The following is a 26,679-nucleotide window of genomic DNA, read 5'->3' as shown; positions in this document are numbered from 1 at the left end:
TGCTCCACACACCAGTCGCAACCGCGGCCTGAAATTCACACCCCCGCGAGTCAACTGAACCCGGGGCAGTCCCGACGTTTCAGTGAGCATGTATTCGATCGGTGAGGCCGCCGAGGCGCTCGGGCTCAGCGTGCACACCTTGCGGTTCTACGAAAGCGAGGGGTTGCTCCTCGGACCTGTCGACCGTACGGCGGGCGGGCGACGGCGATACAGCTCGGTGGATATCGATTGGCTGCGGATCTGCACCCGTCTGCGCGAGTCGCAGATGCCTCTGGCCGAACTCAAGCGATTTGCCGGTCTGGTTCGATCGGGACCCGGTAACGAGTCAGAGCGGCTTGCTCTGCTGAACGGTCACCGGGCCCGCGTCAACGGCCAGATCGAAACACTGGAACAGGCCCGGGACCTCATCACGTGGAAAGTGACCGTCTACGAGAACAAACTCCGCGCCGGAGACGCCGATGGCCTCTGGGATCACATCATCCCCACGCGATAGGCGACATCTCTCGAGGTGACCGCATTCGCGCAAGCCAGATGGTGCGCTGCCCGCACGAAGGATCTGACGCGACGTGGGCGATGACCTCGAACCCGTTCTCATCGAGCAGCGCGCGATATTCGATTGGGTCGAGACTGGCGTGGTACAAGGGTTCGCCACGATAGCTGCCGATCTGCTCGCCGGCCCCAGGGCCACTGTTGAACAACAACACCGAACCGGCTGCTGCGTGTCGCGAAAAGATCGGGAACATGCGTCGCTGGTGACGCGCAGACAGGTGAAACAGGCTGTCCCAAGCAATGATTCCATCGAAACGACGGTCCATCGCAAGCGTGCGCATGTCGGACACCTCCCACTGGTGCTCCGGAAAGCGCGCCCTACTCTTCGCGATCATTGCGCCCGACCCGTCGATCCCGTAGAGCTGGCATCCCCGTTCGATCAGGTACGCGGCGATGGGCATCGCTGTTCCGCATCCCACATCGAGTACAGCTCGGCCCTGATCAGGCAGGGACGCCACGAACTGATCGAGCCATGCGCGTTCGGTCAGCTGGTCACCGCGATCGCGCACCCAGCTTTCCGCATGACGGTCATACAACGTGATGACGCGATCCGCATCAGGATGCTCGTGAGCCACAGTCCCAGTATCGCTGTGCCACCCACCTGCAGACGGACAACCAACGCGTCAGCGACGGTCAGGTGAATCACACACGGCGCACGCACTTTTGATTACTCCTGGTCACTGTGGATGTGATATCGGGACTAGTCCGACGATGACGCTGTGTGGGCGGTCGGTTCGCCCCAAACGCGCATTGGCCGGTGCGCACGCGATCTCGGAACGCAGCGCAGGATCATGATTCGGAGATCGGCGAGCGTCCACAGCACTGCCGATCGGCATGTAAACGTCTGGACAGCAACGCAATAGACAAGACGTGACTGGCGGAGGCCGTCGCAGGGCCATTCATTCTCGAATCTCGAAATTAGAATATGACAAAATTCTTACTCGTTTGCTGGCGGCCTGACTATTTGACACATCAAATGGCACCGTACTTGTAGGCGGATTTCCGCGGGGGCTCGGGTTGAATCAGCAGCCTCCACCCTGGGGGAGTCGTGGGGGCAGGATTGGGGCGATCCACCGGCAGTCGCGGTTCCCGTCATTGCGCGGACCGCGCCCGCTGGTGGACGGCCCCTCCTCGTGGGGGTCTGGGCACTCCGTTGCCGACATACATGGACGTAGAAGGCACAGCCAGCGTGTGGCCAAGACTTGGGGGCAGCCTCTGTGTGCCCCTCGACAGTTGGTGCACAGTAGACAGCGGTGAGGAGTTGACGACATGCGGCGGCTGATCGAGAGCCTGACAGATTCGCTGGACACGGTGTCACTCGTGCGGCGGGCGGCCGAGCAGATGTGCCTCCACACCCCCGTCGCGTCTGGTGCGTCGATCGTGCTGTGTGATCCGGAGTGCGCCGGCAACCTCGTCTTCGTCGCCGCCCACGGCTCAACGGCCAGCTTGCTCGGTCACAAGCTTGCGCGCGAGGGATCGTTCGTGGACGTGGCGATGCAGTCGCGCGAACCGCTGATCGTCGACGACGTCTCCGCCGACCCCCGGGTGCCGAGGACCAGTCGGGCCCTCGCAGAGGGTCTTGATGTGCGGTCGTGGATCGTGATCCCGCTGCGCCACAACGATCTAGTTGTCGGAGCCATGTCGGTGGTCGCGTCGACACCGTCGGCCTTCGACGACGCTGCGGCGGCCGCGATCATCTCGCTGAGTAGTTTCGTCGCGGCGCTGATGAGTTCGCAAAAGCAGCTCACCGACCTCTTTACGACGCTGCCATTCCGAGAGGAAGCGAAGCTGCCCGCCCCCTCGGCCACCGCAACGTTCGTGGCGAGTCTGCTCTATCCCGACTCGATCGAGGCCGAAGCCACACACCAGGAACTCGACCGGCTCTTCGCCCCCGGTGCGTTGCTGCCGGTCTTCCAGCCGATCGTCGATCTGTGTACTGGTCGTACCGTCGGCTACGAGGGCCTGAGCCGTTTCCCCCATGCGTCAGAACGCAACGTCGAGGAGTGGTTCGGTGTGGCGCAGCGCGCGGGGCGGGGTGTCGAGCTCGAGATCCACGCTGTTGATGAGATCCTCACTGCCAGCGTGCAATTGCCCGCCGATCTGCCCATCGCGGTCAATCTCAGCCCACGCGCCGCGGCAGATCCTCGCGCCCGCGCCCTCCTGCTCTCTGCAGGGCGACCGGTCTGCGTCGAACTCACCGAACACGACCGCTTCCCTGACGACCTGTTGGACGCGCTGACACCGTTGCGTCACCACGGACTCGACATCGCCGTCGACGACGTTGGAGCGGGGTATGCGACGCTGCTGCAGATCCTGCGGCTCAAGCCTGACATCATCAAGATCGACGCCGAGTTCACCGCGGGCGTGCAGACAGATCCGGCGCGACGGGTGCTCACCGCGGCCATCGTCGAGTTGTCTGCGGAGGTCGGCGCTGTCACCGTGGCGGAAGCGATCGAAACCGAGGATCAGCTGCGGGCCCTCCGCGATCTCGGAGTGGCGCGAGGCCAGGGGTACTACCTGGGTCGGCCGCGGCCCGCGGCTCGGCCGCAGTCGTTCGCATCCACCTAGGCGTCACGACAGCCGGGGTTCCGCCGGGGCAACTAGTGCAATGGCTACCGGGGTTGCGATGCGATCATCACACCGCCTTCGGCGGAGATTCCGCCAGACCGAGCCGTCCGCCGCGATAGGATTTGGCCTCGCGTGAAGACGCGCGGTGAGGGCATCGCCGGTGTCGCTCGACAAACATGGGGGGCGAACATGTCGGACAACGGATTTCCGATTCCTGCGAATGAAGACCAGCGCCTACGAGTTCTCGCCGACTACAACATCATGGACTCTCTGCCAGAGCAGGCATATGACGACTTCGCGAAACTCGCTTCGGCAATCTGCGGGACGCCGATCGCGCTCATCACGTTGCTGGATGACCACCGTCAGTGGTTCAAGTCGGATGTGGGCCTCGGTGTCAGTGAAACCCCGCGATCACAAGCGTTCTGTGCGCACGCCATCATGGATCCCGGCGAGGTGATGACGGTCGAGGATGCCACCTTGGATCAACGCTTTGCCGCGAACCCACTGGTGACCGGCGACCCCCGTATCCGCTTTTATGCGGGCGCACCGCTCGTGGCACCGACGGGTGAGGCGTTGGGCACGATCTGCGTGATCGACCGTGAGCCGCGCAGTCTCAGCGAGATCCAGCGGGAGGCGCTCCGAATTCTCTCTCGCGAGATCATCGTGCAGCTCGAGCTCCGCCGAAGCATCGCGACCCTCGAGCAGGCCGTTCTGGACCAAGAGAAGTACGTCGAACTCCTGCAGGAGTATCAACGTGATATCGAAAAGGTGAGGGTGCACCTGGAATCGCAATCGGTCACCGACGTGCTGACGGGCGTGAAGAATCGGCGTTCTTTTGATCTCACACTCGACGAGGAGTTCATCCGTGCGCAATCGAGACGTACGACGTTGTCGTTGCTCATGATCGACGTCGACCAATTCAAGTCCTTCAACGACGAGTTCGGGCATCCTGCTGGCGACGAGGTGCTCCGGTCCGTCGCGCAACTTCTGCAATCAGAAATGCGGGAGAGCGATTCCCTGTTTCGTTACGGCGGCGAAGAATTCGCAGTCATTCTGCCTGAGACCACCTGCAAGGGCGCCTTCGTGCTCGCCGAAAGGTTTCGGCGCGCAGTGCAGAGGGCACCGTGGCCGAGGCGCGGGATCTCGATCAGCGCCGGTGTGGCCGCGATCGACGCGAGCACCGTCTCGCCGCGGGACCTTCTGCAATTCGCCGACCAAGCGCTCTACAGCGCCAAGCAGACCGGCCGCAACCGGGTGACGATGGCCCCGAGTGGGGGGTCGTCAGGCGTGTAGTGCCCGCGTGGTGCTGAACGGGTCGAAGTCGTCCGCCCACGTAGGAAGCGCGGAAGATCCGGCGAGTTGGCCGCCGCTACGGATGAAGGGAACAAGGTCGCGGCCGATGATGCTGCCCGCGGCGTTGACGCCGCTGAGCATGGCTCCGACAGTGCCCGGACCCCATGCAGTGCTGGTACCCACGGTGTACAGGCCCGGGATCGGCGTGACGGCCCTGGGACGCATCGGCCCGGTCTGGGAGAGGCGCAGTTGCAGTCCGAACGGGGCTCCTGCGGTGTTGTTCACGAAACGCGTTTGCGTTGCCGGTGTCCCGAGCTCGCTGAGTCTCACCTTCGAGGATGAGCCAGGAAAAGCCTGCTCCATACGGTCCAGCATGCCGTCGATGATGATCTTCTTGATCTCGAGGTAGCCGTCGTCGCGGCTGTAGTGACCGCCGGCGATGTCATACCCATCGAATCCCCACAGCCGGGGATCTGATGGCGTGACGGTCTGGACCTCGATGGTGGCATGCCCTTCGGGAGCGGCGCGGTGATTGCTCGGGTCCCGTCGCGACGAGGACTGGACGAACATCGGCTGGCGGGCCGCCATGTCGCGCGCCCACTCGGAACCGACGTCGAACCCGTTGCCGTTGAGAGTGTTCTTTCCAAAGGCTGCCATGTGGGCGAAGGACTTCGCGGGTCCCCAGTCAGGGATCGTGAAGTAGTTGCTGTTGGGGCTTTCCGAGAGGTCCATCTCCACGCCGAAGAATCCGTTGATCAAGGGCTGCGACATCTTCCAGCCCGCCACTCGCCGGCGAAACAGCCAGGGGAGCTTGTCCAGGCCGATCAGTTCGGTGTAGGTCTTGATGATGTCGGCGTCAGACACCACGGACGCGGACGACAGCACCTGTCCGTCGGACAGACGGACGCCCTGCACACGTCCGTCGTGGAGCAGGATCTCCGAGACTTCGCTGCTGGTACGGATCGATCCGCCGTAGGCGGTGATCACGGCCGCGAATCCGGCAGCCAGAATCTGTCCACCACCACGGGGGTAGTAGGAGCCGGTGCCGATGTAATCCTGGAAGAACGCGGCCATCGCGGCCGTGGGCAGCACGGTGGGGCTACACGCGACGGCGCCGGATTGCACTGACAGTGCGTACGCCATCCGAGGTGACAGCCCGAGAGCGGCCAAGGTCGCGGCGTAGGGAAGCGCCATGAACGGCGCGCCGCGCCCGGCGCGGGCCGCCCAGCGTGCCATCCCCCCGGCGGTTGCCATGTCGTTGCGATCGTGGGCCTCCCCGATCCGCCGCATGAGGTCATGGAAGCGGCGAACCGCCTTGCGCTCATCGGGAAAGGCATCGAGCAGCTCGGCCTCATAGGCGTCCCACCCCACGGGAGTGGCGAGTTCGAAGCCAGGCGCAATGATGCGGTCGAAGCCACCCTGGTCCATCGGCAGCCACGTGATCCGGTCATCGATGCCGATTCCGTGCATCATCGCGGTGACGATGCCATCGGGTCCGCAGTGGCTGACGTAATGCACGCCGCAGTCGAACTCCCATTGACCGCGTCGGCCGAAGACGTGCGAGGACCCGCCCAGGGTGGTGTAGCGCTCGAGTAGCAGCGTCTTGCGCCCTGCTGCGGCGAGGTACGCGGCCGCGGACAGGCCACCAAGTCCGGAACCCACCACGATCGCATCCCACCGCTCGCCCATCAGTCCCGCTCCTCACCACCGCTCGACAAAGCGGTATACCGATCGATGTAATCAGTGGCGGCCAACGTAGTACATCGATCGGTATACTTGCAAGGCAAGATCAGAATTGCAGGTGGAGGGTGACGCATGAGTGCGCGAGACAAATTGGTGCTGAGCACAATTGACCTCGTCCGCCGTCACGGGGTGGCGGGAACAGGTATCGCGGCGATTCTGGAGCACGGTCATGTCTCCCGCAGGTCGATCTACCTCAACTTCCCCGAGGGCAAGTCAGAGCTCGTCCAGGAAGCAACACGGGTGGCCGGAAGCTTCATCGATCACCAGATCGCAACCGCTCTGGAACTGCCCACCCCCCAGGACTCACTCACAGCGTTCGTCGCGTCGTGGAAAGAAGTCGTGGCGCGAAGCGATTTCGCGGCAGGTTGCCCCATCGCCGCTGCCGGTGTGGCCCGCTCCACGGAACCCGGGATCGCCGATATCGCTGGGCAGACGTTCGACCGTTGGCGAGATGCGATCGCCGCATCGCTCCGTCACCACGGAGTCGACGAGGCCACCGCACCGGCCCTGGCGAACGTCGTCCTGGCTGCCGTCGAGGGAGCCGTGGTCATGGCCGTTGCGCAGCGATCCCTGCGTCCGCTCGACGATGTCCGCGATCAACTGATCGTCCTCGTCGGGCATCATCTCGACGCTTCGGTCGATGAGCCGCGGCGCCGGAAGTCGACGCGTCGCAACTAACCGGAGAGGCGTAGGGGCCAGTGTACGAACAGGGTTGACCACCAGGCGTCATCCCAGACGGCGTGCATCTCAGTGCGTCTGCCAAGCTGCTCGGTAGCGATCACCGAGGAGAACGATGTCGACGCCACAGGATCTCGAGCCGCCCACCGAGGCCGCGCACTCGCCGACACGCGCCTGGACCGCGGTCGTGGTGCTCGCACTCGTCGGCACCCTGAACTACGTCGACCGGTTCTTGCCCGGCGTCCTGGCCGAGCCGATCAAGCAGGACCTCGCGTTGTCCGACACCGCCATCGGTGTCATCAACGGGTTCGGGTTCCTCATCGTCTACGCCGTGGTGGGCATCCTGATCGCGCGTATCGCCGATCGCGGCGCGTTCGGCGTAGTGATCGCGGGTTGCCTGACGTTGTGGGGTTCGATGACCATGCTCGGTGGTGCTGTTCAGTCCGGCTTCCAACTCGCGCTCACCCGTGTCGGCGTGGCCGTCGGCGAGGCGGGCAGCACACCGGCAGCGCATGCCTACGTGGCGCGGAACTTCGGCCCGGACAAGCGGTCGGCACCGCTGGCGGTCACCACGATGGCGATCCCGCTGGCCAGTGCAGCCAGCCTGCTCGGTGGCGGGCTGCTCGCCGAAAGCTTGGGCTGGCGCGCTGCTTTCGTGACCATGGGTGCTATCAGCGTGCTTCTCGCCCCGGTGGTGCTGTGGGTTGTCGGGGTCCGGCAGAGCCTGCCGACTCCGCCACCGCGCCAGGACGATGTGTCGCTGAACTGGTGGGATCTCCTGCGCAAGCGAAGCTTTCTGGCGATGGTGGCCGGTACCGCGCTGGTGTCCGCGGCGGGCTACTCCCTGACCACCTTCGCGCCTGCTTTCCTGATGCGGACCCGGGGGATGTCGCTGGGCGAGGTCGGCGTCGAATACGGCCTCGTCACCGGGCTTCTCGGTATTCTGGGACTGCTCATCGTGGGTCGGATCGCCGATCGGTTGGCGTCCCGCGACCCGCGTTGGTTGCTCTGGATCGTGGTCATCCTGATCGCAGCGCTGTTGCCGGCGTCTGTGCTGGCCTTTGTCGTCGAGAACCGTTCATGGTGCGTCTGGTTCCTGGCACTGTCCTATGTCATCGGTATCGCCTACCTGGCGCCGTCCATCGCGGCGATCCAGCGTCTGGTCCTTCCCGAGCATCGCGCGACGGCCTCAGCCGTGTTTTTGTTCTTCAACGCGACGCTCGGTGCGGTCGGCCCGTTCCTGACCGGTGTTGTCAGCGACTCGCTGGCCGGTGCGTTGGGCGCGCAGTCACTGGGTCGTGCCCTGCTGATCCTGGTCCCGACCCTGCAGCTGGTGGCGATCGGATGTTACGCGGTGGCCGCGCGTCAGTATCGGCGCGACGTCATCGCGGAAGGCTGACGGGCAGTTTCGGTCAGGAGCGTCCATTCTTCCGATGAGGTGGAACGGTTTTCGTCACAGAGCGGGGTGAAGGTCTCGTACAGGACTCACGCCTTCCAGCATCGCGGCGATGTGAAGGACCGTGGATTCCGCGTGCCAGTTGCCGGCGATCTGCACCCCGATGGGGAGACCGTCGCTGCTGGTGCCGAAACGCATCGACAGCGCCGGTAGGCCGGTGATGTTGAACTGGACCGTGAACGTCTGGATGTGTGTGGCCTCGACGGTTTTGCCATCGACGACGAACTCGGTCAGGCCGTGCCGGTGTGCAGGGATGGGGAGCACCGGTAGCAGCAACGCGTCGTAGCGGGTGAAGAATTCGGCGTAGGCGTCGCGGAGCCGCTCCACACCCTGCTCTGCGGCGATGTAGTCCGCGATCGAGGTGTCCGGGGTGCCGAGCATCGACGTGGACATCGTGAACATGTCGTCCTCTCGGCCCCGCGTGGCGTCTGCCATCGCCGGCTTGAGCTCCATCACGTGCTGCAGGTTGAACAGAGCCAGCGGATTGTCGCGTTCGAGGGCGGGTATCGCCACCTCTTCGACGTGAGCGCCAGTATCCGACAGGGCGCGAGCCGCCTCGCGGACGGTTGTCGCGACTTCCGGATCGACCGGTCCGAGACCGGAGTCGACCAGCCAGCCGACCCGCAGCGGGCGGCCGGGATCCTCTCCGAGACCACTGTCGAAGCCCCTGGGCATCGTCGAGAAGCCATCTGCGCCATCGGGTCCGGCGAGCAACGTGTAGGTCAGGGCGACGTCGCGGACCGTTCGAGCCATGGGCCCCACATGCCAGTCCCGGCGTGGAACACGGGGCCAGACACCGGTCATGGGAATCCGCCCGTGGGTGGGTTTGAGTGCGACGATTCCGGTCTGAGCCGCCGGCCCGCGGACGGAGATCGCCAGGTCGGTACCCAAACCGACGGGGCTCATACCGGCCGCGATGGCCGCCGATTCGCCACCGCTGGACCCACCGGGTGTGCGCTCGACATTCCACGGGTTGTTCGTGCGGCCGGTGAGCAGGTTGTTGCTCTCTGTCGAGTAGGAGAACTCCGGCAAGTTGGTCTTGGCCAACAGAATTGCACCAGCATTCTTCATCCGGGCCACACTGGTGGCGTCGGTGGTGGGCATTCGCCCAGCGAATATCGGTGACCCGCGCTGGGTGAGTACGTCTGCAGTGTCGATGGAGTCCTTCACGGTGAAGGGCACCCCGTGCAATGGGCCAATGTCTCTGCCCGCGTTCAGGTCCGCATCGGCTGCGCGGGCGGCGTCGAGGGCGCTGTCGGCGAGCGTCACGATTGCGTTGATCGTCGGGTTCGTGGACTCGATCCTCGCCAGGTGCGCGCTTACCAGTTCGACCGATGACAACGCCCCGGTGCGAATGAGCTCCGCCATTCTTGTTGCGTCGCTGTAGATCAGTTCGTCGTTCATGTCTTCTTCCGCGTTGTTGGTACGTTGTTCAGTGATTTGTAGTACTGCGTGTCACGTCATGGTGGGGATGACGAATTCGGCGCCGTCTTTGATGCCCGAGGGCCAGCGCTCGGTGACGGTTTTGACCTTGGTGTAGAACTGGATCGAGGCGGGGCCGTGCTGGTTGAGGTCGCCGAAGCCGGAGCGCTTCCAGCCGCCGAAGGTGTGGTAGGCCACCGGGACCGGGATGGGCACGTTGACCCCGACCATGCCGACCTGCACGCGGGAGACGAAGTCGCGGGCGGCGTCGCCGTCGCGGGTGAAGATCGCGACACCGTTGCCGTACTCGTGGGTGCTCGGAAGGCTCAGTGCCTCTTCGTAATCGTGGGCGCGCACGATGCACAGCACGGGGCCGAAGATCTCGTCGGTGTAGATGCTCATGTCGGTGGTGACGTGGTCGAACAGCGTGGGGCCGATGAAGTAGCCGCCTTCGAGGCTGTGGTCGTCGAAGGACAGTTCGTCGGTGGCGCGTTCGCGGCCGTCGACCACCAGGTCGGCGCCGGCCTCCACACCCGCGGCGATGTAGCTCTTCACCCGCTCGAGGGCGGCGGCGGTGACCAGCGGGCCGTAGTCGGCTTTCGGGTCGAGGCTGTGCCCGACGCGCAGCTGGTTGACTCTTTCCACGAGCCGGTTTCGCAGCCGGTTCGCGGTCTCTTCGCCGACGGGGACGGCGACGCTGATCGCCATGCACCGCTCCCCGGCGCTGCCGTATCCGGCGCCGATGAGTGCGTCGACGGCCTGGTCGAGATCGGCGTCGGGCATCACGATCATGTGGTTCTTGGCGCCGCCGAAGCACTGGGAACGTTTCCCGGTGGCGGCGGCGGTGGAGTAGATGTACTGCGCGATGTCGGAGGACCCGACGAAGCCGACGGCGGCGATGTCGGGGTGGTGCAGGATCGCGTCGACGGCTTCCTTGTCGCCCTGGACGACCTGGAACACCCCGGCGGGCAGACCGGCCTCGAGGAACAGTTCGGCCAGCCGCAGGGGGACTGAGGGGTCGCGCTCGGAGGGTTTGAGGATGAACGCGTTCCCGCATGCCAGGGCGGGACCGGCTTTCCACAGCGGGATCATCGCGGGGAAGTTGAACGGGGTGATGCCGGCGACGACGCCCAGGGGTTGGCGGATGGAGTAGACGTCGATGCCGCCGCCGGCGCCTTCGGTGAACTCACCTTTGAGTAGATGGGGGATGCCGATGGCGAACTCGATGACCTCGATGCCGCGCTGGATGTCGCCTTTGGAGTCGGCGACGGTCTTGCCGTGCTCGAGGGACAGCAGTTCGGCGAGTTCGTCGGTGTGGGCGTTGACCAGCTCGATGAACTTCATCATCACCCGCGCTCGGCGTTGCGGGTTCCACGCCGCCCATTCCTTCTGCGCTTCGACTGCCGAGGCGACCGCGGTGTCGACATCAGCTGTGGAGGCGAGTAGCACCTGGGCTTGGACCTCGCCGGTGCTGGGATTCATCACATCCGCGGTCCGTGTGGACGCGAGCTCGCTGCGCTTACCGTCGATGAAATGGGGGATACGCGTGATCATGAGAATACCTTCCGTCTGAGTGTGGTTGTGGGACTGACGTTCACGCCGGGGTCCCGGTAGGGGCGACAGGCGCCGGTACGTCCGCAGGTGGGACGTCACCCACGGCTCGGTCGATGTCGAAGTAGTCGACCCCGCGAGTCTCACGAGCGGCGATCAACGCGCAGGCCGTCACCGCCATCACGATGAGGAGATAGACGGTGATGGGCGTCGACGTGCTGTATGCAGCCAGTAGAGACCCGGCGATGATCGGCGCGGCGGCGCCGGCGAAGATCGATGTCACCTGTGCGCTGATCGAGATTCCGGTGTATCGCATCCGCGTGGGGAACATCTCGGTGAAGTACGCCGCTTGCGGCCCGTACATCAGACCCTGCGCCACGAGACCCATGATGAGCGCCCCGAGAATCGTCCGAGTGTCTCCGGTGTCGTACATGGGGAACACGGCGACGGCCCACACGGTAGCGAGCGCGACCCCGGCGCCGATCACGGGTTTACGTCCGAGCCGATCCGACAGGTAGCCGCAGATCGGCACGGTGACGAGGTGGATCACGTGTGCCAACAGCATGACCACCAGGACGTCGGAGGTGTCCACGCCGACTACGACCTTGAGGTAGGTGAGCGTGAACGAGGCCGCCATGTAATAGGTGGTGTTCTCGCCGAGCCGCATCCCCATGGCCGTGAGGAGCTCGCGAGGGCGTTCCCGCAACACATCTCGCAGAGGGGATCGCCGCGTCTCGGCGCGCGTCGCCTTGGCTATCGCCTCCTTGAACACCGGTGCATCATCGATGCTGCGCCGAATGAAGTAGCCGACCAGCACCAGGGCAGCCGACGCGAGGAAGGCGACGCGCCACCCCCACGCCAGAAACTGCTCAGAACTCGTCGTCGCTGCCAGTAGCGCCATCATCGCCGTCGCCAGGATATTGCCGGCGGGAACCGCGGCTTGAGGAAAACTCGCCCACAGACCGCGGCGGTCGGCGCCGCCGTGTTCGCTCACCAGCAGCACCGCACCACCCCATTCGCCGCCGAGCGCGAACCCTTGAATGAACCGGCACAGCACCAACAGGGCTGGCGCCCAGACGCCGACTTGGTCGTATGTCGGCAGCAGACCGATTGTCACCGTGCACAATCCGATGATCAGCAGGCTCCATTGCAACAGTTTCTTGCGACCGATGGTGTCCCCGAAGTGACCGAAGACGACTCCGCCGACGGGGCGGGCGAGAAACCCGACCGCGTATGTGCCGAACGCGGCGATGATGCCGAGGAGTTCGGAGCCGGCGTTGGGGAAGAACACGTGACCGAAGACGAGCGCCGCTGCCGTGCCGTAGATGAAGAAGTCGTACCACTCGATGACGGTGCCGGCCGTCGAGGCAGCAATGACTTTGGCGGCGGGCCTACCCTTCGACTGTCCTATCTCAATGGTGTTGTCTCGGTGGGTCATCGCTACCTCCAGCGGAGTGGTCCGGTGCCGTACGCACAGCACGGCAGAGTCTCGGTGTCAGTTGTGCGACTGGTGACGGTCGCTCACTGGAAGGCAGTCCGCCTCGCGGGCCGTGCCTCGAATCACATTCGATACCCAGACGCACCTGCAAACAAGCAACAACCTGACAACTGGCACGTGCACGAATGCAAAGCGCCGGCCCACCGCGAGTCGGGCAGATCTGCAACACGGTGTTGCGCTGTTGACTGTTGAGTCCGTGCTGTCGGCTGGTGACCATGGACGGGAGAGAGTCGTCGACACCGGAGCGACCGGTGTCCATGTGCAAGGGAGTGGATGATGAGCAGGATCGCGTGGATTGGCCTGGGCCACATGGGTGTTCCGATGTCCAAGAACATGGTCGACGCGGGCCACACCGTCCTTGGTGTCGACATTGCAGAGCGGGCGCGCGATGCAGCGCGCAGGAACGGCGTGACGGTGGTTCCCACCGTCGCCGAAGCGGTGCGTGACGCCGACGCTGTGTTCACGATGGTGCAGAACGGCGCAGTCGTGACCGACGTGATGAGAGGCCCCGAGGGTGCGTTTGCGCATATGTCAGCGGGCTCGGTTGTCGTCGATTGCTCGACAACGGGAATCGAGACAGCGCGGACTCTGGCCACGGAGGCGAGGCAGCACGGCGTCGGGTTCGTGGACGCGCCGGTGTCGGGTGGGGTGGAGGGGGCGGTGGATGGCAGTCTCACGCTGATGCTGGGGGGTGACAGCGAGCACGTCGCACTTGTCGAGCCTCTGCTGAAGTCGTTGGGCACATACATAGTTCACGTCGGCGCCAGTGGCGACGGGCAGGCGATGAAGGTCGTGAACAACGCGATGATGGCGGTGGGAATGGCCGCCGCGTGTGAAGTGTCGGTACTAGCAGAGCGATTGAACCTCGACCCCCGGGTCTACTTCAACGTCGTCAAGGAGTCGTCGGGTGACAGCTGGGTGTTCCGCAACTGGTTCCCGCTGCCGGGTGTGGTCGACACGTCGGCCAGTTCACACCAGTACGAGCCGGGTTTCATGATCGACCTGATCCATAAAGACCTGTACCTCGCGAATGCGACCGCGGCCGAGTTCGGCCTCCGGTTGGAGACCGCGGCCGCAGCCCAGAAGCTGTTCGCCGGCGCGTCCGCAAAGGGGCTGGGTCACAAGGACTGCACAGGTTTGGTTCTGGGCCTTGACGATTAGGCCGCCGTCCGTCATCCAGGCGATCACATCAGCGGAAAGCGATTGCGCATGGCACTGTTCGTAGTCATCTACAGATACGTCGACGACGAGGAGGTCGTGGGCACGCACCGATCCGAGCATCGGCGCTATCTGCGTGGGCTCGTCGATACGGGTGAGCTCGTCGTCGCCGGACCATTCGGGGGCCCGGGAACGCCGGGCGGCTTGCTCGTGCTCGACGTCGATTCACTCGAACGGGCAACCGAGATCGCGGATGCCGACCCATTTCATCGACGAGGCGTGATCGCGGACCGCAGCGTCCGCAGTTGGACGCTCTCCATGAACCCGGTGCATCTCGCGCAGACATGATCTGGGCAACCGTCAGAGGAGTTCATCTGCGCGAACGGAGACCTCGCGGTGCAAGGCGGCGCGCACCGCGGTGAATGCGGGCCGCGAAAGGACTTCACGTCTCGCCGCCAGGGTGAATTGCAGTCGTGTGCGGCTCGCGATATCGGTGATCTCCAACAGGTCTGGCACGCGCAAGGCCATGAACTTCGGGATCAATGCGATGCCGGCGCCGCACGCGGCCGCCTCGAGTTGGGCGAAGATGTTGGTGGTGGTGAACTGTGCGTCGATGCCGGGCGCGTACTGACTCAGGTCCAAGTCGCCCACCTGGAGCAGGGAGTCGACATAGAAGATCAGGGTGTGGTCTCTCAGATCCTCGAGCGCGCTCGGCCGGCCGTGCTCCTGTAGGTAGGCATCGGTGGCGTAGAACGAGAGCCGGTATTCGGCGAGTGTCTCGGTGAACAGCCTTTTGGTCACAGGCACCCCGACCGCGATGGCGAGGTCGAAACCCGACTGGTGCAGATTCAGTTGCCTTGTGGCCGTCACCATCTCGATGTTCAACTCGGGGTGATCACGTCGAAGGGCGGCCATCGCTGGTACGGCAAAGACTGCTGAGAACCCGTCGGGCACCGTCAGCCGGAAGTTGCCCCGGATGACGTCCCCGGGGTCGCCTTCCACGGCACGCGCGACACCTTCGAGGGCGGCCTCGATGGGCCGGGCCTGGCTGGCGATCGTCCGACCGAAGTCGGTCAGCTCCCAGCCGTCCGCGCCGCGCTTGAGCACACTGGACCCCAGGGCCTTCTCCAGCGCTCGTAGCCGCCTCGAGACGGTGCTTGTATCGACGCCGAGCTGGTCCGCAGCCGCCCCGAGACGCCCCAGATTGGCAACCGCCAGGAAGTACCGCAGGTCGTCTGTGCGCAGCTGTCGCAGCTGGCTGGAGCTACTCATGAGGCTGGCATCCCGTCATCGAGTTACAACGCTGACCTGCCTTAGTGCAAACCTGCCGGATGAGTTTGTCAACTTCGTTGCGCTATTGCAACGGGTTACCGGCAACTGGCTGAGGCTCGTCTCGGCTCCTCTCGAACTCGAGCAAGGGAGTCCGTTTCACATCAGAATCTCGGGGGTGAAGGTGACGTCGACTCCGCCGACAGTCATCGTCACCTCGTCCTCGATCACCACCACCTGCGCGGTTACTCGTCGATCGACGGTGTGGGCCAGCTGCTGCACCGGGGGATGCGGTATCTGAGTCACTGACAGGTTCTGCAGCCCAGCCACTTTGGGACCGACCGTTCTCCACCAGGTGGGGACGCCCGAGGCGAACGGGAACAATGCCACCTGGTCGGCCTGGCTGGCCGCTTTGCCCAAGGCGCGTTCGTCGGGCTGGCCCACGCTGATCCACTCCAAGGTTCGCCCCGTGTAGTCGGCGAGCCGTAGGTCCGGTACGCCAGGGGTGGACAGGCCTGCCCCGAACGTCAACTCACCGTCGACGTCGCTGAGCCGGTGTGCCCGCAGCCCGAATGCCAGCAACCGCACCACCATCCGTTCATCGGTTTCACTGGGATGGCGGGCTACGGTCAAGCTGTGATCGGCGTAGTAGCCGTGATCGACATCTGAGATGCCGAGCTCGACTTTGAACACCGTTGCAGAAAGGGCCACGCCACAGTGTCCACCACAGTGTGCCCTCACGGTGCTTCCCGCGTCATCAGTCTGGGAAATCCGCACTGCGCGACAGTGTCTCGTTCGCGCGAATATCGGCCAATGCGCCCTCGAGCGTGTCGACAACTGCGTCGTAGCCGCTGTTGCCGAGGATCAGCCGCCGGGGCGGCGAGTCCAGCGCCATGGCCGCGATGACGGCACGGGCACCGCGGTGGGGGTCGCCGGGCTGGGTGCCGTCCATGTCGATGAAGACTTGGCGGACCTGCTGGAGCATGTCGTGGTACTCCGGGATGGGTTCGTTGACGGGCTCGTCGGAGAATCCGGTGTAGGCGTTGGTGCGGAACGCTCCCGGTTCGACGGCCAGCACGGAGATGCCCTGAGGGGCGACTTCGTCACGCAGAGTTTCGGTGATGGCTTCGATCGCGAACTTCGTGGCGCTGTAGTAGCCGAATCCCGGTGCGGCGACGAGACCGGCCACCGAGGAGACGTTGACGATCCAGCCGTCGCCGCGGGCGCGCATGCCGGGTAGCACTGCGCGCGTCACCGACAGCACCCCGAAGAAATTCAGCTCGAACATCGCCCGCAGTGTCGAATCGTCCATTCCCTCGATCGATCCGTACCAGCCACGGCCGGCGTTGTGGACCAGGATGTCGATCCCGCCGAAGTGTTCCTCGGCCGAGCGCACGGCCTGCTGAACCTGCGCGGGGTCGGTGACGTCCATGGCCACGACGAGCACGCGGTCGCCGAAGGGCTCGGCCCACGCCGCGAGCTCCTGCGGACGGCGTGAGGTGAGCACGACGCGGTCGCCGGCCTCGAGGGCCGTCTCGGCGTAGGCGACGCCGAAGTTTCCGGGGGTTCCGCCGGTGATGAACCATCGCTTGCTCATGGCTCGATCACCACCCGGCTGATCTTCGAGCCCTCAAAGGAGAATCGGTAGTGCAGGTCGGCGACACCGCCGGGGAAGTTGCCCTCGAGATGCTGGGTGACGTCGACGGTCGTGTCGGTGGTGGCCGCGCCGGTGATCTCGGTGGTGTAGGTGTACTCGCCGGCGGCGGTGGCCACCCACGCGCCGATGTCCTGATGGCCCCTGTGGTCGTGGCCCTCGTCGGTGACCACCGCGTCGGCGGTCAGCGTGGCCAGTACCCGATCGACCTCTCGGGTGTCCAGTGCGGTCATGAATGTCGTGACGGTGTCGGGGAGCGCATCCCAATCTGTTTTCATGACCACACCGTCGGGCTTCCCCCAAGGGGAGAGTCAAGCGCTGCCGCGAATCTATTCGAGGTGTTGACCCTTCCCCAGGGGGAGACCGCACGGTGATCGTTGGCCATTCCTTGGCCGATGAGAATGGAGATGACGCGGATGCATGAGAAGTTCGGGACATACGGCGCGTGGCTCAACCCGGCGCTCGGGGACGCCCCGCGAATCGAATACGCCTCTGCGCTCGAGGAGTTGGGCTATCAGACGATCTGGGTGGGCATCGGTGCAGCCCCTGTCGGCGACATGAACTTCTTCGAGCAGATGATTGCTGCGACGAAGAGGGCGATCATCGCGAGCGCGATCATCAACATGTGGCAGGACGAAGCCCGCAGTGTCGCTCGGCACTACCACCGCATCGTCGAGCGACATGGTCCTCGCCTGCTTCTCGGCGTCGGACTCGGGCATCCGGAGACCAGGGACAGCTACGACAAGCCCTACGACCGCATGGCCCGGTACGTCGACGCGCTGCTGGAGGGCGGAGTGCCGCGAGAGGCGATCGTGATCGGCGCACTGGGAACCAGGACGCTCACGCTGGCCGGTGCCAAGACACGTGGTGCGCACCCTTATCTCACTGTGCCCGCACATACGCGATACGCCAGAGAACTAATGGGACGCAGCGCTTTCCTCGCGCCCGAGCACAAGGTTGTTCTGATCGAGGACGATGTCGAGGCGCGCAGGGTTGGCCGCCCCGCCGTGCAGTATCCGTATCTGGGGCTTCGCAACTACACCAACAATCTGATCCAGCACGGTTTCACCGAAGCGGATATCGAAGGATCGGGCAGCGATGCGCTCATCGACGCTCTGGTCGCCCACGGCTCCCCAGACGCGATCTACACCCGCATCGACCAACACCTGAGAGCCGGCGCCGACCACGTCTGCATCCAGGTGTTCACCGAGGATCACGCCGCATCACCAATGCAGGCGTTCCGGCTCCTGGCTGAGCACCGCCCCGCCGGCGCGCGTGCCGAATGACGCCGAGTCACGGCACAGAACGCGGCGCGGTGGAGTGCGTGACATCGCCCTGCGCCGTGGGCAGTTGGTGGTCAGACAGCAGCGCCGTGATCTTGCTGCGCTTGGCATCGAGATCCTGCAGCTGATCATCGATGCCGCGCAGCGTCTCGCGGATCACAGCGGCCAGTTGAGGGCACATGTCCACATCGTCACCGTCGAGGCAGGGCAGGACTTTCCGGATGGTGTCGACGTTGAACCCGGCGTTGATCAGGGTGCGAATCCGCCGTACCGATGCGACGGCCGATTCGGGATAGTCGCGATACCCGTTCGAGTGGCGGTCTGACTGAAGCAGCTGCTGCTCCTCGTAGTACCGCAACGACCTGGTGGATACGGCACAGCGTTGTGCCAACTCGCCGATCCTCACGGACCCTCCTGGTGTGACTGTCGTCGCAAGAGCCTTGACCTTCACACCCACGTGAAGGTTTAGCGTCCAGCGTATGCCAGCACCGCACACCGTCGTACACGCTGACGTCACCCGGATCGGAACCGGTTCACCCCTGGTGCTCGCCCACGGCGCCGGTGGAAGCGTCGGCGCCAACTTCGGACAGGTGATCGACGCCATGTCCGCCACCCGCACCCTCATCGGAATGAACTACCCCGGATCCGGCGCCACTCCGGAAGACCCCGCGGCGCTCCAACTGTCCACTCTCGCCGACTCGCTGGTGGCTGCAGCGGTCGACGCTGGATTCGAGACGTTCCCGATCCTCGGCCTCTCACTGGGTACAGCCGTCGCCGTCACGGCTGCAGTTCGTCATCCGCACCGAGTGACGGGCCTTCTCCTGACCGTCGGATTCGCGCAGACCGACCAGCAACTGCGGTTGGTGGTTGACACATGGACCGCGCTTGCCGAGAGCAGGGATCGAGCGGCGCTCGCTGCGTACCTGGTCAGCCTGTCCTCCCCGGCAGTGCTCGCAGGACTCGACCGGGCAAGCGCCGACGCGGCCGTCGCGCTCACGCGCGAGAGCTATCCCGCCGGCGGCGCGGCACAGGCGCGACTGGCCGCATCGATCGACATCGTTGACGCATGCTGCGAAATAGCCGTGCCGACGGTCGTGTTCGTCGGCGGGCAGGATCGCATCGTGCTTCCGGACTCGACACGGCATCTGGCCGCGGTGACACCGGGAGCGATCCTCATCGAGTACGCCGACGCGGGCCACATCTTCACACCGAATGAAGCATCGGTGTGGATCGACGACATCAGCGACTTCTTGCACGCACACGGACTGTGAAGGCGCCCGCACCCGTTCACACGGCGGTTCTGGCCGGAGCGCTGTTCGTCTACCTCACCGCTGAGATGTTCCCGATCGGAGTGCTCCCCGATCTGGCAGCGGACTTGCACACCACCGAATCCGGAGCCGGCCGACTGCTCACCGTCTACGCCGTGGTTGCGGGGATCGCGATCGTGCCGACGGTGATGGCGACTCGGCGCCTCGACCGTCGTGTCGTGCTCGTCGGAGCACTGATGGTCCTCGCGGTGTCACAGGCAGCCCTCGCTGCTGCACCGAATGCGCCATCAGCCTTGGCGGCCAGGGCCGTGGCCGCAATCCCCCATGGGCTCCTGTGGTCGACCGTCCCGATCGTCGCGGTGTCGTTGGCGGCCGATGACCGACAGGGACGGGCGACGGCGCAGGTCTTCCTCGGGGGCTCGGCAGCGCTGGTGGGTGGCGCTCCGCTGATGACGGGGCTCTCGTCGTGGGTCGGTTGGCGCCCCGCGGCCGTCACGTTGGCCGTGACGGCACTGCTGATCGGCGCGCTACTCTGGGTGATCCTGCCGAGAATCCCACCGGTTGACCCGGCGACGCAGCAGAAGACGTCGATCCCACCGTGGAGTGTCGTGAGTGTCTGTGTCGTCACGGTACTGCTGGTCACCGCCAGTTACGTGCCGTATACGTTCTTCTCGATCCTGGCGCAGCCGTACGGTTTTCGCTCCTGGTTGCTCGGTGGCTTGCAGATCGGTTTCGGCGTGGCAGGCCTGCTCGCCGTCGCGGTGATCGGTGGGCAGATCGACCGCAGTGTCGCGTCCGCGCTCACGGAGACGGTGGCAGGACTGGCAGTGGCATTCGGTGTGATCGCTCTGGAGCCGCCCACCGCGCTCTTCGTTGTCGGCGTCTTCCTCTGGGGGGCTGCGCTGGCGTGCGTGGCCCCGACGATGCAGAGCGCAGCGCTGCGCAGCGCGCCGGGAGACAAGGTGATGGCGTCGGCGCTCTACGTCCTGGCCTTTCAGATCGGTATCAGCGCGGGCTCGCTGCTGGGAGGCGTCGTCCTCGACGGCCCGGGTCCGCGGTGGCTAATGGTGTGCGCGCTGGCGGGGCTGGCGCCTGTCGCGGTGGCACTCGCCCTGCACCGCCTGGGTTTTCGTGTCATGGGCGCGGCGTCATCACGGACCTGATGCGTATGACGCATCCGCGTTGGCCGAGGCGGTCATGAAGAACTGTTGACCTTCCCCTAGCGGGAAGCTGCACAATCGTCGCAACCGGTGAAGGGCGCCGGATCGAGGAGGAGGACCCCATGGGTGCGCAGGTGTCGATCGGAGACTTCTCGTTGATGACGAGTCTGAGCCGGAAAGCGTTGCGGCACTACCACGATCTCGGCATTCTCGAGCCGGCGCACATCGATCCGCACACCGGCTACCGCTTCTATGACACCAGTCAGGTCGATCATGCCCACATCATCCGGCGGTTCCGATCCCTGGGCATGTCCATCCCCGACATCAAGGCGCTGCTGAGCACAGAAGACGCTGCCGCCCGGACGGACATCATCACGACGCATCTGGCACAGATGGAGCAGCAGCTGCAGCAGACGCGTGACACCGTGGGTGCTTTGCGTGAATTGCTCGCTCCCGTCGGGGTTCCCGCAACTGTGGAGGTACGCCAAGAGCGGGCGCTGGCAGTGTGGTCGGTGAGTGCAACCATCGACATCGATGACATCGACACCTGGTTCGTGGGGGCGCTTACGCAGCTCGGCGACGCGCTGGCAACAGCCGGGAGCGATCGCTCCACCGTCGTGCCAGGTGGTCTCTACGACCGTGGGTTGTTCAGCGATTCCCGGGGTGAGGCGACGCTGTTCGTTCCCGCACCACCGTCGACGGCTGCTCCGCAGGGTATTTCTGCCCGCGTCCTCCCCGCGGCCGACTATGCCGTGCTGACCCATTCCGGGAATCACGAGGGCATCGACCGCAGCTACGCGGCTCTGGGGAAGTACGCCAACGAACAGCTGATCAGCGATCAGGGTCCGACGCGCGAGCACTACCTCGGCGGCTCACTGGAGCCGGCGAGATTCACCGCCACCGAAATCTGTTGGCCCATCTTCCGCACCCGATGACCCCTCCGAGAGGTCACGGGCCGTTTCATCGCGGGCGAGGTGACGCAGACCGGAGCCGCTCTTCGAGGGGTGGCAACGGTTCTCCTTCATTCCGGGCTGTCCACGATCATCCTCGCCGCACAGGTTATCGTCAGGAGCGATGAGCATCCGAGCGTTCTTCGCGTTGCAGACCGACGACGCGGGTCGCGAGGTCTTCGTGCCCACCGAGTGGGCGCGCGGTCCGTGGGGCGACACCATCAGCGGCAACTACCTCGGGGGGCTGCTGGGCCTCATCGGCGAGCGTGACCTCGCGGGACAGACGGCCGGTATGCACCCCGCGCGGTTGACTGTCGATCTGATGCGGCCCGCAGCGTTGACGCCGGTATCGGTCAGCACCGAAGTCGTACGAGCCGGGCGACGGCTGCTGCTGGCTGACGTCGTGATGACCCAGGACGGCAAGCCGATCGCCCGAGCCGGCCTCCTCTATCTACGTTCCGGTGAGCAGCCGACTGCGCCACGCTGGTCTGCCGATGTGGTCATGCCTCCGCTGCCGGCGATGCCCAGAACGATCTCCGACGACGCGCCGATGCTGATGTACTCCTATGGGCGGAACGACGCACATCCCGGAGACGGTCTTGCGGCGTGGGCGCACAGCGGGCCCAAGTTCGTGTGGTTCCGCGACATGCTGCCGATCGTCGATGCCTTGGACAAGACACCATTCGGGTCCGCGGCGATGGCGGGTGATGTCGCGAGCTCGATCACGGGCTTCGGCGAGGACGGCCTACCGTTCATCAATGCGGATTACACGGTCTCGCTGAGCCGCTTACCTTCCGGTGCGTTCATCGGGCTCGCCGCTCTGACCCATCACAGCCACGGCGGAATCGCCACGGGTACAGCGCTTCTCGTCGATGAGAAGGGGCCGATCGGAACCGCCTCCGCCACGGCGCTGGTCAATCCCGGCTTCGACCCACCAGATCGGCCACGCTCCTGAGTTTCGCGAGCAACTACTGTCGCAGCAGTGGCGCGCTGCGGTAACTCCACATTCCGATCGAGCTGAAGGCGTCGCGATAGATGGAGAGAAGCTCGTCGGGAGTCGCGGTGGCCAGCTCGGCGAGAGGCTTGTCGGCGCTTCCGCTACCTGCGAAGACGTAGTCCTTACCCAGGGTGTCGGCGGCGGCGAGCTGGAACACTGTCAGCGCGCGGCGGATGTGACTGGCAGAGCTGATGACGAGTGCATGCGTCGCGCGCAGTTTCGCCAACACCTCGACGCCGTAGGACGCGTTCTCGACCGTGGAGCGCGCGAAGTTCTCGTCGTGAATGCGCTCGGCCGCAACGCCGTTGTTCGCCAGCCACTCCTTCATGGACTCGCCCTCGGTGCGCCCGGATTGCTCGACGCCGCCGGTGACGATGATGGGTGCGGTCGGCCAGCGCTGCGCGGCGGCCTTCGTCTGCTGGAGGCGGTCGATCAAGATGTCGTCCATCGATCCGTCGTCGTGCAGCGCGTAGCCGAGGGTGACGATGCCGAGTCCGGGCTCCGGCATCAGTGGCAGGGTATCGGTCAACGGGGTCGCGACCTTCTGATCGATCGTGGCGAACATCGTCTGCAATTGCTCTGCGCGCGCGGGGTCCAGCGCTCGGACCTGATTCATGTAGTTGTCGGCCTCGGCTTGCCGCCCGAGATAGCGTGACCAGCCGGCCAAGTACGACTGCGCGTCAACATCATTGGGAGCTGTGTCGAGCGCCGTCTTGTAGAGCGCGATCGCCGCGTCGACGTCCTTGCGTGCGATCTGCGCGGAGGCCGCGCTGAACAGGAGATCGTTTCGGTAGGGCGCCAGGTCGTGTGCCTGCATCAAGCGCTCGGCGACGATCTGCATGTTGTCGACCGTTTTGTCGGTGTTCCCGGCTGACGACGTCCGTGCGGGCGAGTCGAAGGCGTCCTCCGCCTCGTCCAGCAGCGTTTCGACGCGATCGTGAGTGCTCCCGTTGTCTGCCGACGGCGGCGGCGGCGACGGCGACGGCGACGACGACGACGCTGCAGCCGGTTCGGCGCTGTCGTGGGCGCAGGCTGCACCGCCGAGAGCGAGGGCGATGGCGACCGGGATGCTCAGCGCCCTGCGCGCGTATGAGTGTTTCATCTGATTCCCCCGTGATCGGCTGTGGTCACCAACCTACTTGCCGTCGGAGTCGGTGAACATGCCCGATCACGGCGGGCATGTTCGGCGTCCGCCCGGTCCGTCAGAGGAAGTAGCTGTCGTGGCGATGGTTCCACTCGATGCGTTCCTCGTCGGTCAGGCCGGCCAGGTGTGACAGGCCCTCGAAGTACGTCTCGCGCGGGGCCCCGGGGGCGAAAAGAACCAGTACCTCAGCCGGCTCGTCGGCCTCGTTGCGAAAACCGTGGATACCGCCGGGCGGAACGTAGAGGAAGTCACCTTTCGTTGCGTCGACCCACTTTTCGCCGTCGTAGAGACGCATTCCGCCGGAGAGGACGTAGAACGCCTCGGAGATGGCCCTGTGGTAGTGCGCGCCGGGCCCGCCCGCGTGGGGACCCATCTCGATGCGGTAGAGGCCGTAGTCTCCCGCAGACTTCTGCTGGTCGACCAGGTAATGGAATTTCAACGGTCCGCCGCGGTAGTCCTCGGCCTCATCGCTGCGCCGCAGCACGGCGCTGTTCTCGGGTTCGCCGCCGAAGCGGTTCTTCGGGTACGGCGGGACGTCCATGATGTTGCTCGGGTTCCAGAGCGACATGACGTTTTCTCTTTCTGTCTCAGTTGTCGTTCGGACCGACTATGCCTAGGCGACGTTCTCGTCGCCGACGGACCACAAGGCATCGATCTCGGCGTTGGCGCGCGCGAGGCTGTCGTCGGCGAGGGGCTTCACATGGGCCATCCGGTCGTCCATGTCAGCCATGGTCAGCTCGGCGACGATCAGGCGCGGTGTGAGACCGGCCATGGAAACACCGTGAGCCAGCCAGGATTCCGCGTGATCCCAGCCGTGACGAGGCGTGCCTGGGCTGTAACCGCCGCCGCGGCTTTCCAGCACGATGAACTCGGTGTCGCCGAGCAGGCTCGTGCCATCGGGGGTGAACGACAAGCCACCGCAGATGATGTGATCGACCCAGGACTTGACCAGGCTCGGCGCGGCGAAGTTGTACAGCGGCATACCGAGGATCACAGTGTCGGCGGCCTTGATCTCGTCGATCAGCATGGTGGCCAATGCGTACGTGCGGGCCTGAGCTGGGGTGTGCTGGTCGGGTGGGGTCATCAACGCCAACCCGGTCTCGGCATCCAGATGGGGCACAGGATCGGCGGCCAGATCTCGATAGGTAACCGTCCCAAGCGGATTCGCTTCAAGCCAGCGACCAGCGGCGCGCGCAGTCAAGGCACGGCTGACCGATGCCTGGCCGCGGACCGAAGAATCGATATGGAGAAGATGACTCATGATCTTCCTTTCAAGATAGTTAGCAAGACGCAAACTATCACTAGATTGCGAATAGTCAACCAATTCCCGTAGAGTGCTGTAGGTGGACGATCCAGCCGACCCGGACGATCTGAATGAGCCGGAGAACATGGTGGGCGCGATGATGGACTACCTGGTTCGACGCATGCGGGTGGAGGCTGACGAGGATCTCCGCAACTACGGGTTGAAGACACGGCACGCGATAGCGCTGACACTGCTACGGGACTTCGGTGAGCGGGCGCAATCCGAGCTGCCCTCGGCGCTCGGGATCGACGCCACCGGGGTCGTCGCTCTGCTCAACGACCTGGAGTCCGAGGGCTTCATCGAGCGGCGACGCTCGCCACAGGACCGTCGCCGGCACAACGTCGTGATCACCGCGGCGGGGCGCCGTCGCCTTGCCACGATCGAACAGGTCACCTCCCGTCTGGAGAAACGCATCCTCGGGTTGAACACCAAGGACCGTGCGGCACTGCACAAACTGCTGAGCAAGGCCATGGCGCACGCTGCCGGCGAGAGTGACGGCACCGAACAGAAGCGACCAGCGGCCCAGTAGCCCGGGGAGCCCTCGAGCGAGACGGCCTGGTCAGTTCAACGCCAACCAGTCCTCGAGTCGCGTGGTGCCCAGCTCGGCATCGTCGCCCGTGACGAGCGTCGTGTGGTCGATCGCCAGCCCGCTGTACGTGGCTGACGGATCGTCAACCGCGTCGAGTGTTCGTCCCTGGTGACGAAGAACGGTGCGAGCCATGTCGGCGAAGGTCATCTTCTCCGGGCCGCCGACGTCGTGAATGGAGTTCAGCGGCTGACCGACGGCGATGCGGGCCAGTATCGCGGCCACCTCAGCGGCGTCGAGGGTCTGGATGAGCGCCACCGGTGCGCGCACCGCGTCGCCGGCCGATCAGTCCGGTCGCGCCAACGACGGCGATCTTCTTCGAGGTCTCGGTTTCGCGCACATCTCTACGCTGCCAGTGAGATCGGTGCACGGCCCGCTGGAGAACCCGTGGTCCTCCTCTGGGCTCACCATTGACATGCAAGTGGTTACTTGCCTATCGTGAACGAGGTGGGCGATGTCTTCAAGGCGTTGGCGGATCCCACTCGACGGGCGATTCTCGACGAACTGACCGATCGGAACGGTCAGACGTTGTTCGAGATCTGTGCACGACTCGCGTCAAAACACGGCCTCGGCTCGTCACGGCAGGCGATCTCGCAGCACCTCGACGTTCTCGAGGCCGCGGGCTTGGTCACCACGCGACGTGAAGGTCGGTTCAAATTCCACGACATCGACACCGCGCCACTGGAACCCATCGTCCAGCGATGGCTTACGACGACGGGAAAGACACCGACAGAGAGGAATCGGCGTGAAGATCACCCTGACTAGCGTGTTCGTCGACGAGCAGGACAAGGCGCTGAGGTTCTACACCGACGTGCTCGGCTTCCAGACGAAACACGACATCCCGATGGGCGAGCACCGGTGGATCACTGTGGTCTCTCCGGAGGACCCCGACGGCACCGAAGTCGTGCTCGAGCCGGACGGACATCCCGCGGTGAAGCCGTTCAAGGAAGCGCTCGTCGCCGACGGCATCCCGTTCACTGCTTTCGCTGTCGACGACGTCCACGCCGAGTACGAGCGGCTCCGCGAGCACGGCGTCTACTTCACGCAGGAACCGGCGACCATGGGGCCGGTGACCACGGCGGTACTCGACGACACGTGCGGCAACCTCATCCAGATCCAGCAGATGAACTGAGTGTCGCCAGGGGCATT

Annotated in this window: 29 protein-coding genes; 15 read left to right on the top strand and 14 right to left on the bottom strand. The window is 64.8% G+C overall.

Annotation, left to right across the window (positions count from 1 at the left end; genetic code table 11):
• Positions 1 to 88: 88 nt before the first annotated feature.
• Entirely contained in the window at positions 89 to 493 is a 405-nt protein-coding gene (locus ACZY1G_RS16650) for a MerR family transcriptional regulator (RefSeq protein WP_463823021.1), read from the top strand.
• Here ACZY1G_RS16650 and ACZY1G_RS16645 read toward each other — a convergent pair.
• Entirely contained in the window at positions 477 to 1,124 is a 648-nt protein-coding gene (locus ACZY1G_RS16645) for a class I SAM-dependent DNA methyltransferase (protein WP_463822996.1), read from the bottom strand. The genes ACZY1G_RS16650 and ACZY1G_RS16645 overlap by 17 nt on opposite strands.
• Positions 1,125 to 1,818: 694 nt before the next feature.
• On the opposite strand from ACZY1G_RS16645, the gene ACZY1G_RS16640 reads away from it, so the two are divergent.
• Together ACZY1G_RS16640 and ACZY1G_RS16635 are read left to right on the top strand one after the other, a co-directional pair.
• Positions 1,819 to 3,117, top strand: coding sequence for a sensor domain-containing phosphodiesterase (locus ACZY1G_RS16640; protein ID WP_463822995.1), 1,299 nt, complete (start codon positions 1,819 to 1,821; stop codon positions 3,115 to 3,117).
• A 132-nt stretch (positions 3,118 to 3,249) separates the two neighbouring features.
• Positions 3,250 to 4,410 (top strand): sensor domain-containing diguanylate cyclase, encoded by a 1,161-nt coding sequence (locus ACZY1G_RS16635; RefSeq protein WP_463822994.1) that lies wholly within the window; start codon positions 3,250 to 3,252, stop codon positions 4,408 to 4,410.
• On the opposite strand, the gene ACZY1G_RS16630 is transcribed toward ACZY1G_RS16635, so the two are convergent.
• A complete protein-coding gene (locus tag ACZY1G_RS16630; RefSeq protein ID WP_463822993.1) occupies positions 4,399 to 6,099 on the bottom strand; it encodes a phytoene desaturase family protein in 1,701 nt (566 codons plus the stop codon). The two genes, ACZY1G_RS16635 and ACZY1G_RS16630, sit on opposite strands and share 12 nt — an antisense overlap.
• A 126-nt stretch (positions 6,100 to 6,225) precedes the next feature.
• On the opposite strand from ACZY1G_RS16630, the gene ACZY1G_RS16625 reads away from it, so the two are divergent.
• Both ACZY1G_RS16625 and ACZY1G_RS16620 read left to right on the top strand, forming a co-directional pair.
• A complete protein-coding gene (locus tag ACZY1G_RS16625; RefSeq protein WP_463812930.1) occupies positions 6,226 to 6,831 on the top strand; it encodes a TetR/AcrR family transcriptional regulator in 606 nt (201 codons plus the stop codon).
• 115 nt (positions 6,832 to 6,946) lie between these two features.
• Entirely contained in the window at positions 6,947 to 8,230 is a 1,284-nt protein-coding gene (locus tag ACZY1G_RS16620) for a spinster family MFS transporter (RefSeq protein ID WP_463812929.1), read from the top strand.
• 54 nt (positions 8,231 to 8,284) lie between these two features.
• Here ACZY1G_RS16620 and ACZY1G_RS16615 read toward each other — a convergent pair whose 3' ends face one another.
• From ACZY1G_RS16615 to ACZY1G_RS16605, 3 genes are read right to left on the bottom strand one after another with little or no spacing between them, the layout of a single operon-like run.
• Positions 8,285 to 9,691, bottom strand: coding sequence for an amidase (locus ACZY1G_RS16615; RefSeq protein WP_463822992.1), 1,407 nt, complete (start codon positions 9,689 to 9,691; stop codon positions 8,285 to 8,287).
• A 51-nt stretch (positions 9,692 to 9,742) separates the two neighbouring features.
• Positions 9,743 to 11,263 (bottom strand): CoA-acylating methylmalonate-semialdehyde dehydrogenase, encoded by a 1,521-nt coding sequence (locus ACZY1G_RS16610; protein WP_463822991.1) that lies wholly within the window; start codon positions 11,261 to 11,263, stop codon positions 9,743 to 9,745.
• Positions 11,264 to 11,303: 40 nt separating this feature from the next.
• Positions 11,304 to 12,698, bottom strand: a complete 1,395-nt coding sequence (locus ACZY1G_RS16605; protein WP_463822990.1) for an MFS transporter — start codon at positions 12,696 to 12,698, stop codon at positions 11,304 to 11,306.
• A gap of 336 nt (positions 12,699 to 13,034) precedes the next feature.
• On the opposite strand from ACZY1G_RS16605, the gene ACZY1G_RS16600 reads away from it, so the two are divergent.
• Positions 13,035 to 13,919: an NAD(P)-dependent oxidoreductase gene (locus ACZY1G_RS16600; RefSeq protein ID WP_463822989.1), complete on the top strand. Its 885-nt coding sequence runs from the start codon at positions 13,035 to 13,037 to the stop codon at positions 13,917 to 13,919.
• A gap of 48 nt (positions 13,920 to 13,967) precedes the next feature.
• The gene (locus ACZY1G_RS16595) at positions 13,968 to 14,264 is read left to right on the top strand and encodes a YciI family protein (protein WP_463822988.1); all 297 of its coding nucleotides are present in this window, start codon (positions 13,968 to 13,970) and stop codon (positions 14,262 to 14,264) included.
• A gap of 12 nt (positions 14,265 to 14,276) precedes the next feature.
• Here the strand turns inward: ACZY1G_RS16595 and ACZY1G_RS16590 are convergent, their stop codons facing one another.
• From ACZY1G_RS16590 to ACZY1G_RS16575, 4 genes are all read right to left on the bottom strand, one after another.
• On the bottom strand, positions 14,277 to 15,188 hold the full coding sequence (locus tag ACZY1G_RS16590) for a LysR family transcriptional regulator (protein ID WP_463812922.1): 912 nt from the start codon (positions 15,186 to 15,188) through the stop codon (positions 14,277 to 14,279).
• A 156-nt stretch (positions 15,189 to 15,344) separates the two neighbouring features.
• On the bottom strand, positions 15,345 to 15,896 hold the full coding sequence (locus tag ACZY1G_RS16585; RefSeq protein WP_463822987.1) for a YaeQ family protein: 552 nt from the start codon (positions 15,894 to 15,896) through the stop codon (positions 15,345 to 15,347).
• A gap of 46 nt (positions 15,897 to 15,942) precedes the next feature.
• Positions 15,943 to 16,782 (bottom strand): SDR family NAD(P)-dependent oxidoreductase, encoded by an 840-nt coding sequence (locus ACZY1G_RS16580; protein ID WP_463822986.1) that lies wholly within the window; start codon positions 16,780 to 16,782, stop codon positions 15,943 to 15,945.
• Positions 16,779 to 17,117, bottom strand: coding sequence for a nuclear transport factor 2 family protein (locus ACZY1G_RS16575; RefSeq protein ID WP_463822985.1), 339 nt, complete (start codon positions 17,115 to 17,117; stop codon positions 16,779 to 16,781). Before ACZY1G_RS16575 ends, ACZY1G_RS16580 begins: the two co-directional genes overlap by 4 nt.
• A gap of 138 nt (positions 17,118 to 17,255) precedes the next feature.
• On the opposite strand from ACZY1G_RS16575, the gene ACZY1G_RS16570 reads away from it, so the two are divergent.
• Positions 17,256 to 18,125: a TIGR03620 family F420-dependent LLM class oxidoreductase gene (locus tag ACZY1G_RS16570; RefSeq protein ID WP_463822984.1), complete on the top strand. Its 870-nt coding sequence runs from the start codon at positions 17,256 to 17,258 to the stop codon at positions 18,123 to 18,125.
• 7 nt (positions 18,126 to 18,132) lie between these two features.
• Here the strand turns inward: ACZY1G_RS16570 and ACZY1G_RS16565 are convergent, their stop codons facing one another.
• Complete coding sequence (locus ACZY1G_RS16565) at positions 18,133 to 18,528, bottom strand: MerR family transcriptional regulator (protein ID WP_463822983.1); 396 nt, start codon at positions 18,526 to 18,528, stop codon at positions 18,133 to 18,135.
• A 73-nt stretch (positions 18,529 to 18,601) separates the two neighbouring features.
• Between ACZY1G_RS16565 and ACZY1G_RS16560 the strand changes: the two genes are divergently transcribed.
• The 4 genes from ACZY1G_RS16560 (at position 18,602) to ACZY1G_RS16545 (ending at position 22,455) form a co-directional block, all read left to right on the top strand.
• Entirely contained in the window at positions 18,602 to 19,393 is a 792-nt protein-coding gene (locus ACZY1G_RS16560) for an alpha/beta fold hydrolase (protein WP_463822982.1), read from the top strand.
• On the top strand, positions 19,390 to 20,553 hold the full coding sequence (locus ACZY1G_RS16555; protein ID WP_463822981.1) for an MFS transporter: 1,164 nt from the start codon (positions 19,390 to 19,392) through the stop codon (positions 20,551 to 20,553). Before ACZY1G_RS16560 ends, ACZY1G_RS16555 begins: the two co-directional genes overlap by 4 nt.
• Before the next feature lie 119 nt (positions 20,554 to 20,672).
• The gene (locus ACZY1G_RS16550) at positions 20,673 to 21,485 is read left to right on the top strand and encodes a MerR family transcriptional regulator (protein WP_463812914.1); all 813 of its coding nucleotides are present in this window, start codon (positions 20,673 to 20,675) and stop codon (positions 21,483 to 21,485) included.
• A 139-nt stretch (positions 21,486 to 21,624) separates the two neighbouring features.
• Positions 21,625 to 22,455 (top strand): acyl-CoA thioesterase domain-containing protein, encoded by an 831-nt coding sequence (locus ACZY1G_RS16545; protein WP_463822980.1) that lies wholly within the window; start codon positions 21,625 to 21,627, stop codon positions 22,453 to 22,455.
• A gap of 13 nt (positions 22,456 to 22,468) precedes the next feature.
• Here the strand turns inward: ACZY1G_RS16545 and ACZY1G_RS16540 are convergent, their stop codons facing one another.
• The 3 genes from ACZY1G_RS16540 to ACZY1G_RS16530 form a co-directional block, all read right to left on the bottom strand.
• Positions 22,469 to 23,599 (bottom strand): ElyC/SanA/YdcF family protein, encoded by a 1,131-nt coding sequence (locus ACZY1G_RS16540; protein WP_463822979.1) that lies wholly within the window; start codon positions 23,597 to 23,599, stop codon positions 22,469 to 22,471.
• Between the two features lie 100 nt (positions 23,600 to 23,699).
• Positions 23,700 to 24,209, bottom strand: coding sequence for a cupin domain-containing protein (locus ACZY1G_RS16535; protein WP_463812911.1), 510 nt, complete (start codon positions 24,207 to 24,209; stop codon positions 23,700 to 23,702).
• Positions 24,210 to 24,254: 45 nt separating this feature from the next.
• A complete protein-coding gene (locus ACZY1G_RS16530; protein ID WP_463822978.1) occupies positions 24,255 to 24,965 on the bottom strand; it encodes an FMN-dependent NADH-azoreductase in 711 nt (236 codons plus the stop codon).
• 19 nt (positions 24,966 to 24,984) lie between these two features.
• On the opposite strand from ACZY1G_RS16530, the gene ACZY1G_RS16525 reads away from it, so the two are divergent.
• On the top strand, positions 24,985 to 25,473 hold the full coding sequence (locus ACZY1G_RS16525; RefSeq protein ID WP_463812909.1) for a MarR family winged helix-turn-helix transcriptional regulator: 489 nt from the start codon (positions 24,985 to 24,987) through the stop codon (positions 25,471 to 25,473).
• A gap of 30 nt (positions 25,474 to 25,503) precedes the next feature.
• Here the strand turns inward: ACZY1G_RS16525 and ACZY1G_RS16520 are convergent, their stop codons facing one another.
• Positions 25,504 to 25,788, bottom strand: a complete 285-nt coding sequence (locus ACZY1G_RS16520; RefSeq protein ID WP_463822977.1) for a hypothetical protein — start codon at positions 25,786 to 25,788, stop codon at positions 25,504 to 25,506.
• 189 nt (positions 25,789 to 25,977) lie between these two features.
• On the opposite strand from ACZY1G_RS16520, the gene ACZY1G_RS16515 reads away from it, so the two are divergent.
• Positions 25,978 to 26,295 (top strand): ArsR/SmtB family transcription factor, encoded by a 318-nt coding sequence (locus ACZY1G_RS16515; RefSeq protein ID WP_463812907.1) that lies wholly within the window; start codon positions 25,978 to 25,980, stop codon positions 26,293 to 26,295.
• Positions 26,276 to 26,662, top strand: a complete 387-nt coding sequence (locus ACZY1G_RS16510) for a VOC family protein (protein WP_463812906.1) — start codon at positions 26,276 to 26,278, stop codon at positions 26,660 to 26,662. Before ACZY1G_RS16515 ends, ACZY1G_RS16510 begins: the two co-directional genes overlap by 20 nt.
• The last annotated feature ends 17 nt before the right edge of the window (positions 26,663 to 26,679 follow it).

The organism is Mycobacterium sp. IDUB_5 (genome assembly GCF_055419565.1).
This window is presented reverse-complemented; position numbering and strand designations above follow the sequence as displayed.

Bases quoted from the DNA above. Each gene is read 5' to 3' on its own strand.
- ACZY1G_RS16650 (WP_463823021.1), top strand. From the start codon at position 89: ATGTATTCGATCGGTGAGGCCGCCGAGGCGCTCGGGCTCAGCGTGCAC.
- ACZY1G_RS16640 (WP_463822995.1), top strand. From the start codon at position 1,819: ATGCGGCGGCTGATCGAGAGCCTGACAGATTCGCTGGACACGGTGTCA.
- ACZY1G_RS16630 (WP_463822993.1), bottom strand. From the start codon at position 6,099: ATGGGCGAGCGGTGGGATGCGATCGTGGTGGGTTCCGGACTTGGTGGC.
- ACZY1G_RS16625 (WP_463812930.1), top strand. From the start codon at position 6,226: ATGAGTGCGCGAGACAAATTGGTGCTGAGCACAATTGACCTCGTCCGC.
- ACZY1G_RS16620 (WP_463812929.1), top strand. From the start codon at position 6,947: ATGTCGACGCCACAGGATCTCGAGCCGCCCACCGAGGCCGCGCACTCG.
- ACZY1G_RS16615 (WP_463822992.1), bottom strand. From the start codon at position 9,691: ATGAACGACGAACTGATCTACAGCGACGCAACAAGAATGGCGGAGCTC.
- ACZY1G_RS16610 (WP_463822991.1), bottom strand. From the start codon at position 11,263: ATGATCACGCGTATCCCCCATTTCATCGACGGTAAGCGCAGCGAGCTC.
- ACZY1G_RS16605 (WP_463822990.1), bottom strand. From the start codon at position 12,698: ATGACCCACCGAGACAACACCATTGAGATAGGACAGTCGAAGGGTAGG.
- ACZY1G_RS16600 (WP_463822989.1), top strand. From the start codon at position 13,035: ATGAGCAGGATCGCGTGGATTGGCCTGGGCCACATGGGTGTTCCGATG.
- ACZY1G_RS16595 (WP_463822988.1), top strand. From the start codon at position 13,968: ATGGCACTGTTCGTAGTCATCTACAGATACGTCGACGACGAGGAGGTC.
- ACZY1G_RS16590 (WP_463812922.1), bottom strand. From the start codon at position 15,188: ATGAGTAGCTCCAGCCAGCTGCGACAGCTGCGCACAGACGACCTGCGG.
- ACZY1G_RS16580 (WP_463822986.1), bottom strand. From the start codon at position 16,782: ATGAGCAAGCGATGGTTCATCACCGGCGGAACCCCCGGAAACTTCGGC.
- ACZY1G_RS16575 (WP_463822985.1), bottom strand. From the start codon at position 17,117: ATGAAAACAGATTGGGATGCGCTCCCCGACACCGTCACGACATTCATG.
- ACZY1G_RS16570 (WP_463822984.1), top strand. From the start codon at position 17,256: ATGCATGAGAAGTTCGGGACATACGGCGCGTGGCTCAACCCGGCGCTC.
- ACZY1G_RS16560 (WP_463822982.1), top strand. From the start codon at position 18,602: ATGCCAGCACCGCACACCGTCGTACACGCTGACGTCACCCGGATCGGA.
- ACZY1G_RS16550 (WP_463812914.1), top strand. From the start codon at position 20,673: ATGGGTGCGCAGGTGTCGATCGGAGACTTCTCGTTGATGACGAGTCTG.
- ACZY1G_RS16545 (WP_463822980.1), top strand. From the start codon at position 21,625: ATGAGCATCCGAGCGTTCTTCGCGTTGCAGACCGACGACGCGGGTCGC.
- ACZY1G_RS16540 (WP_463822979.1), bottom strand. From the start codon at position 23,599: ATGAAACACTCATACGCGCGCAGGGCGCTGAGCATCCCGGTCGCCATC.
- ACZY1G_RS16535 (WP_463812911.1), bottom strand. From the start codon at position 24,209: ATGTCGCTCTGGAACCCGAGCAACATCATGGACGTCCCGCCGTACCCG.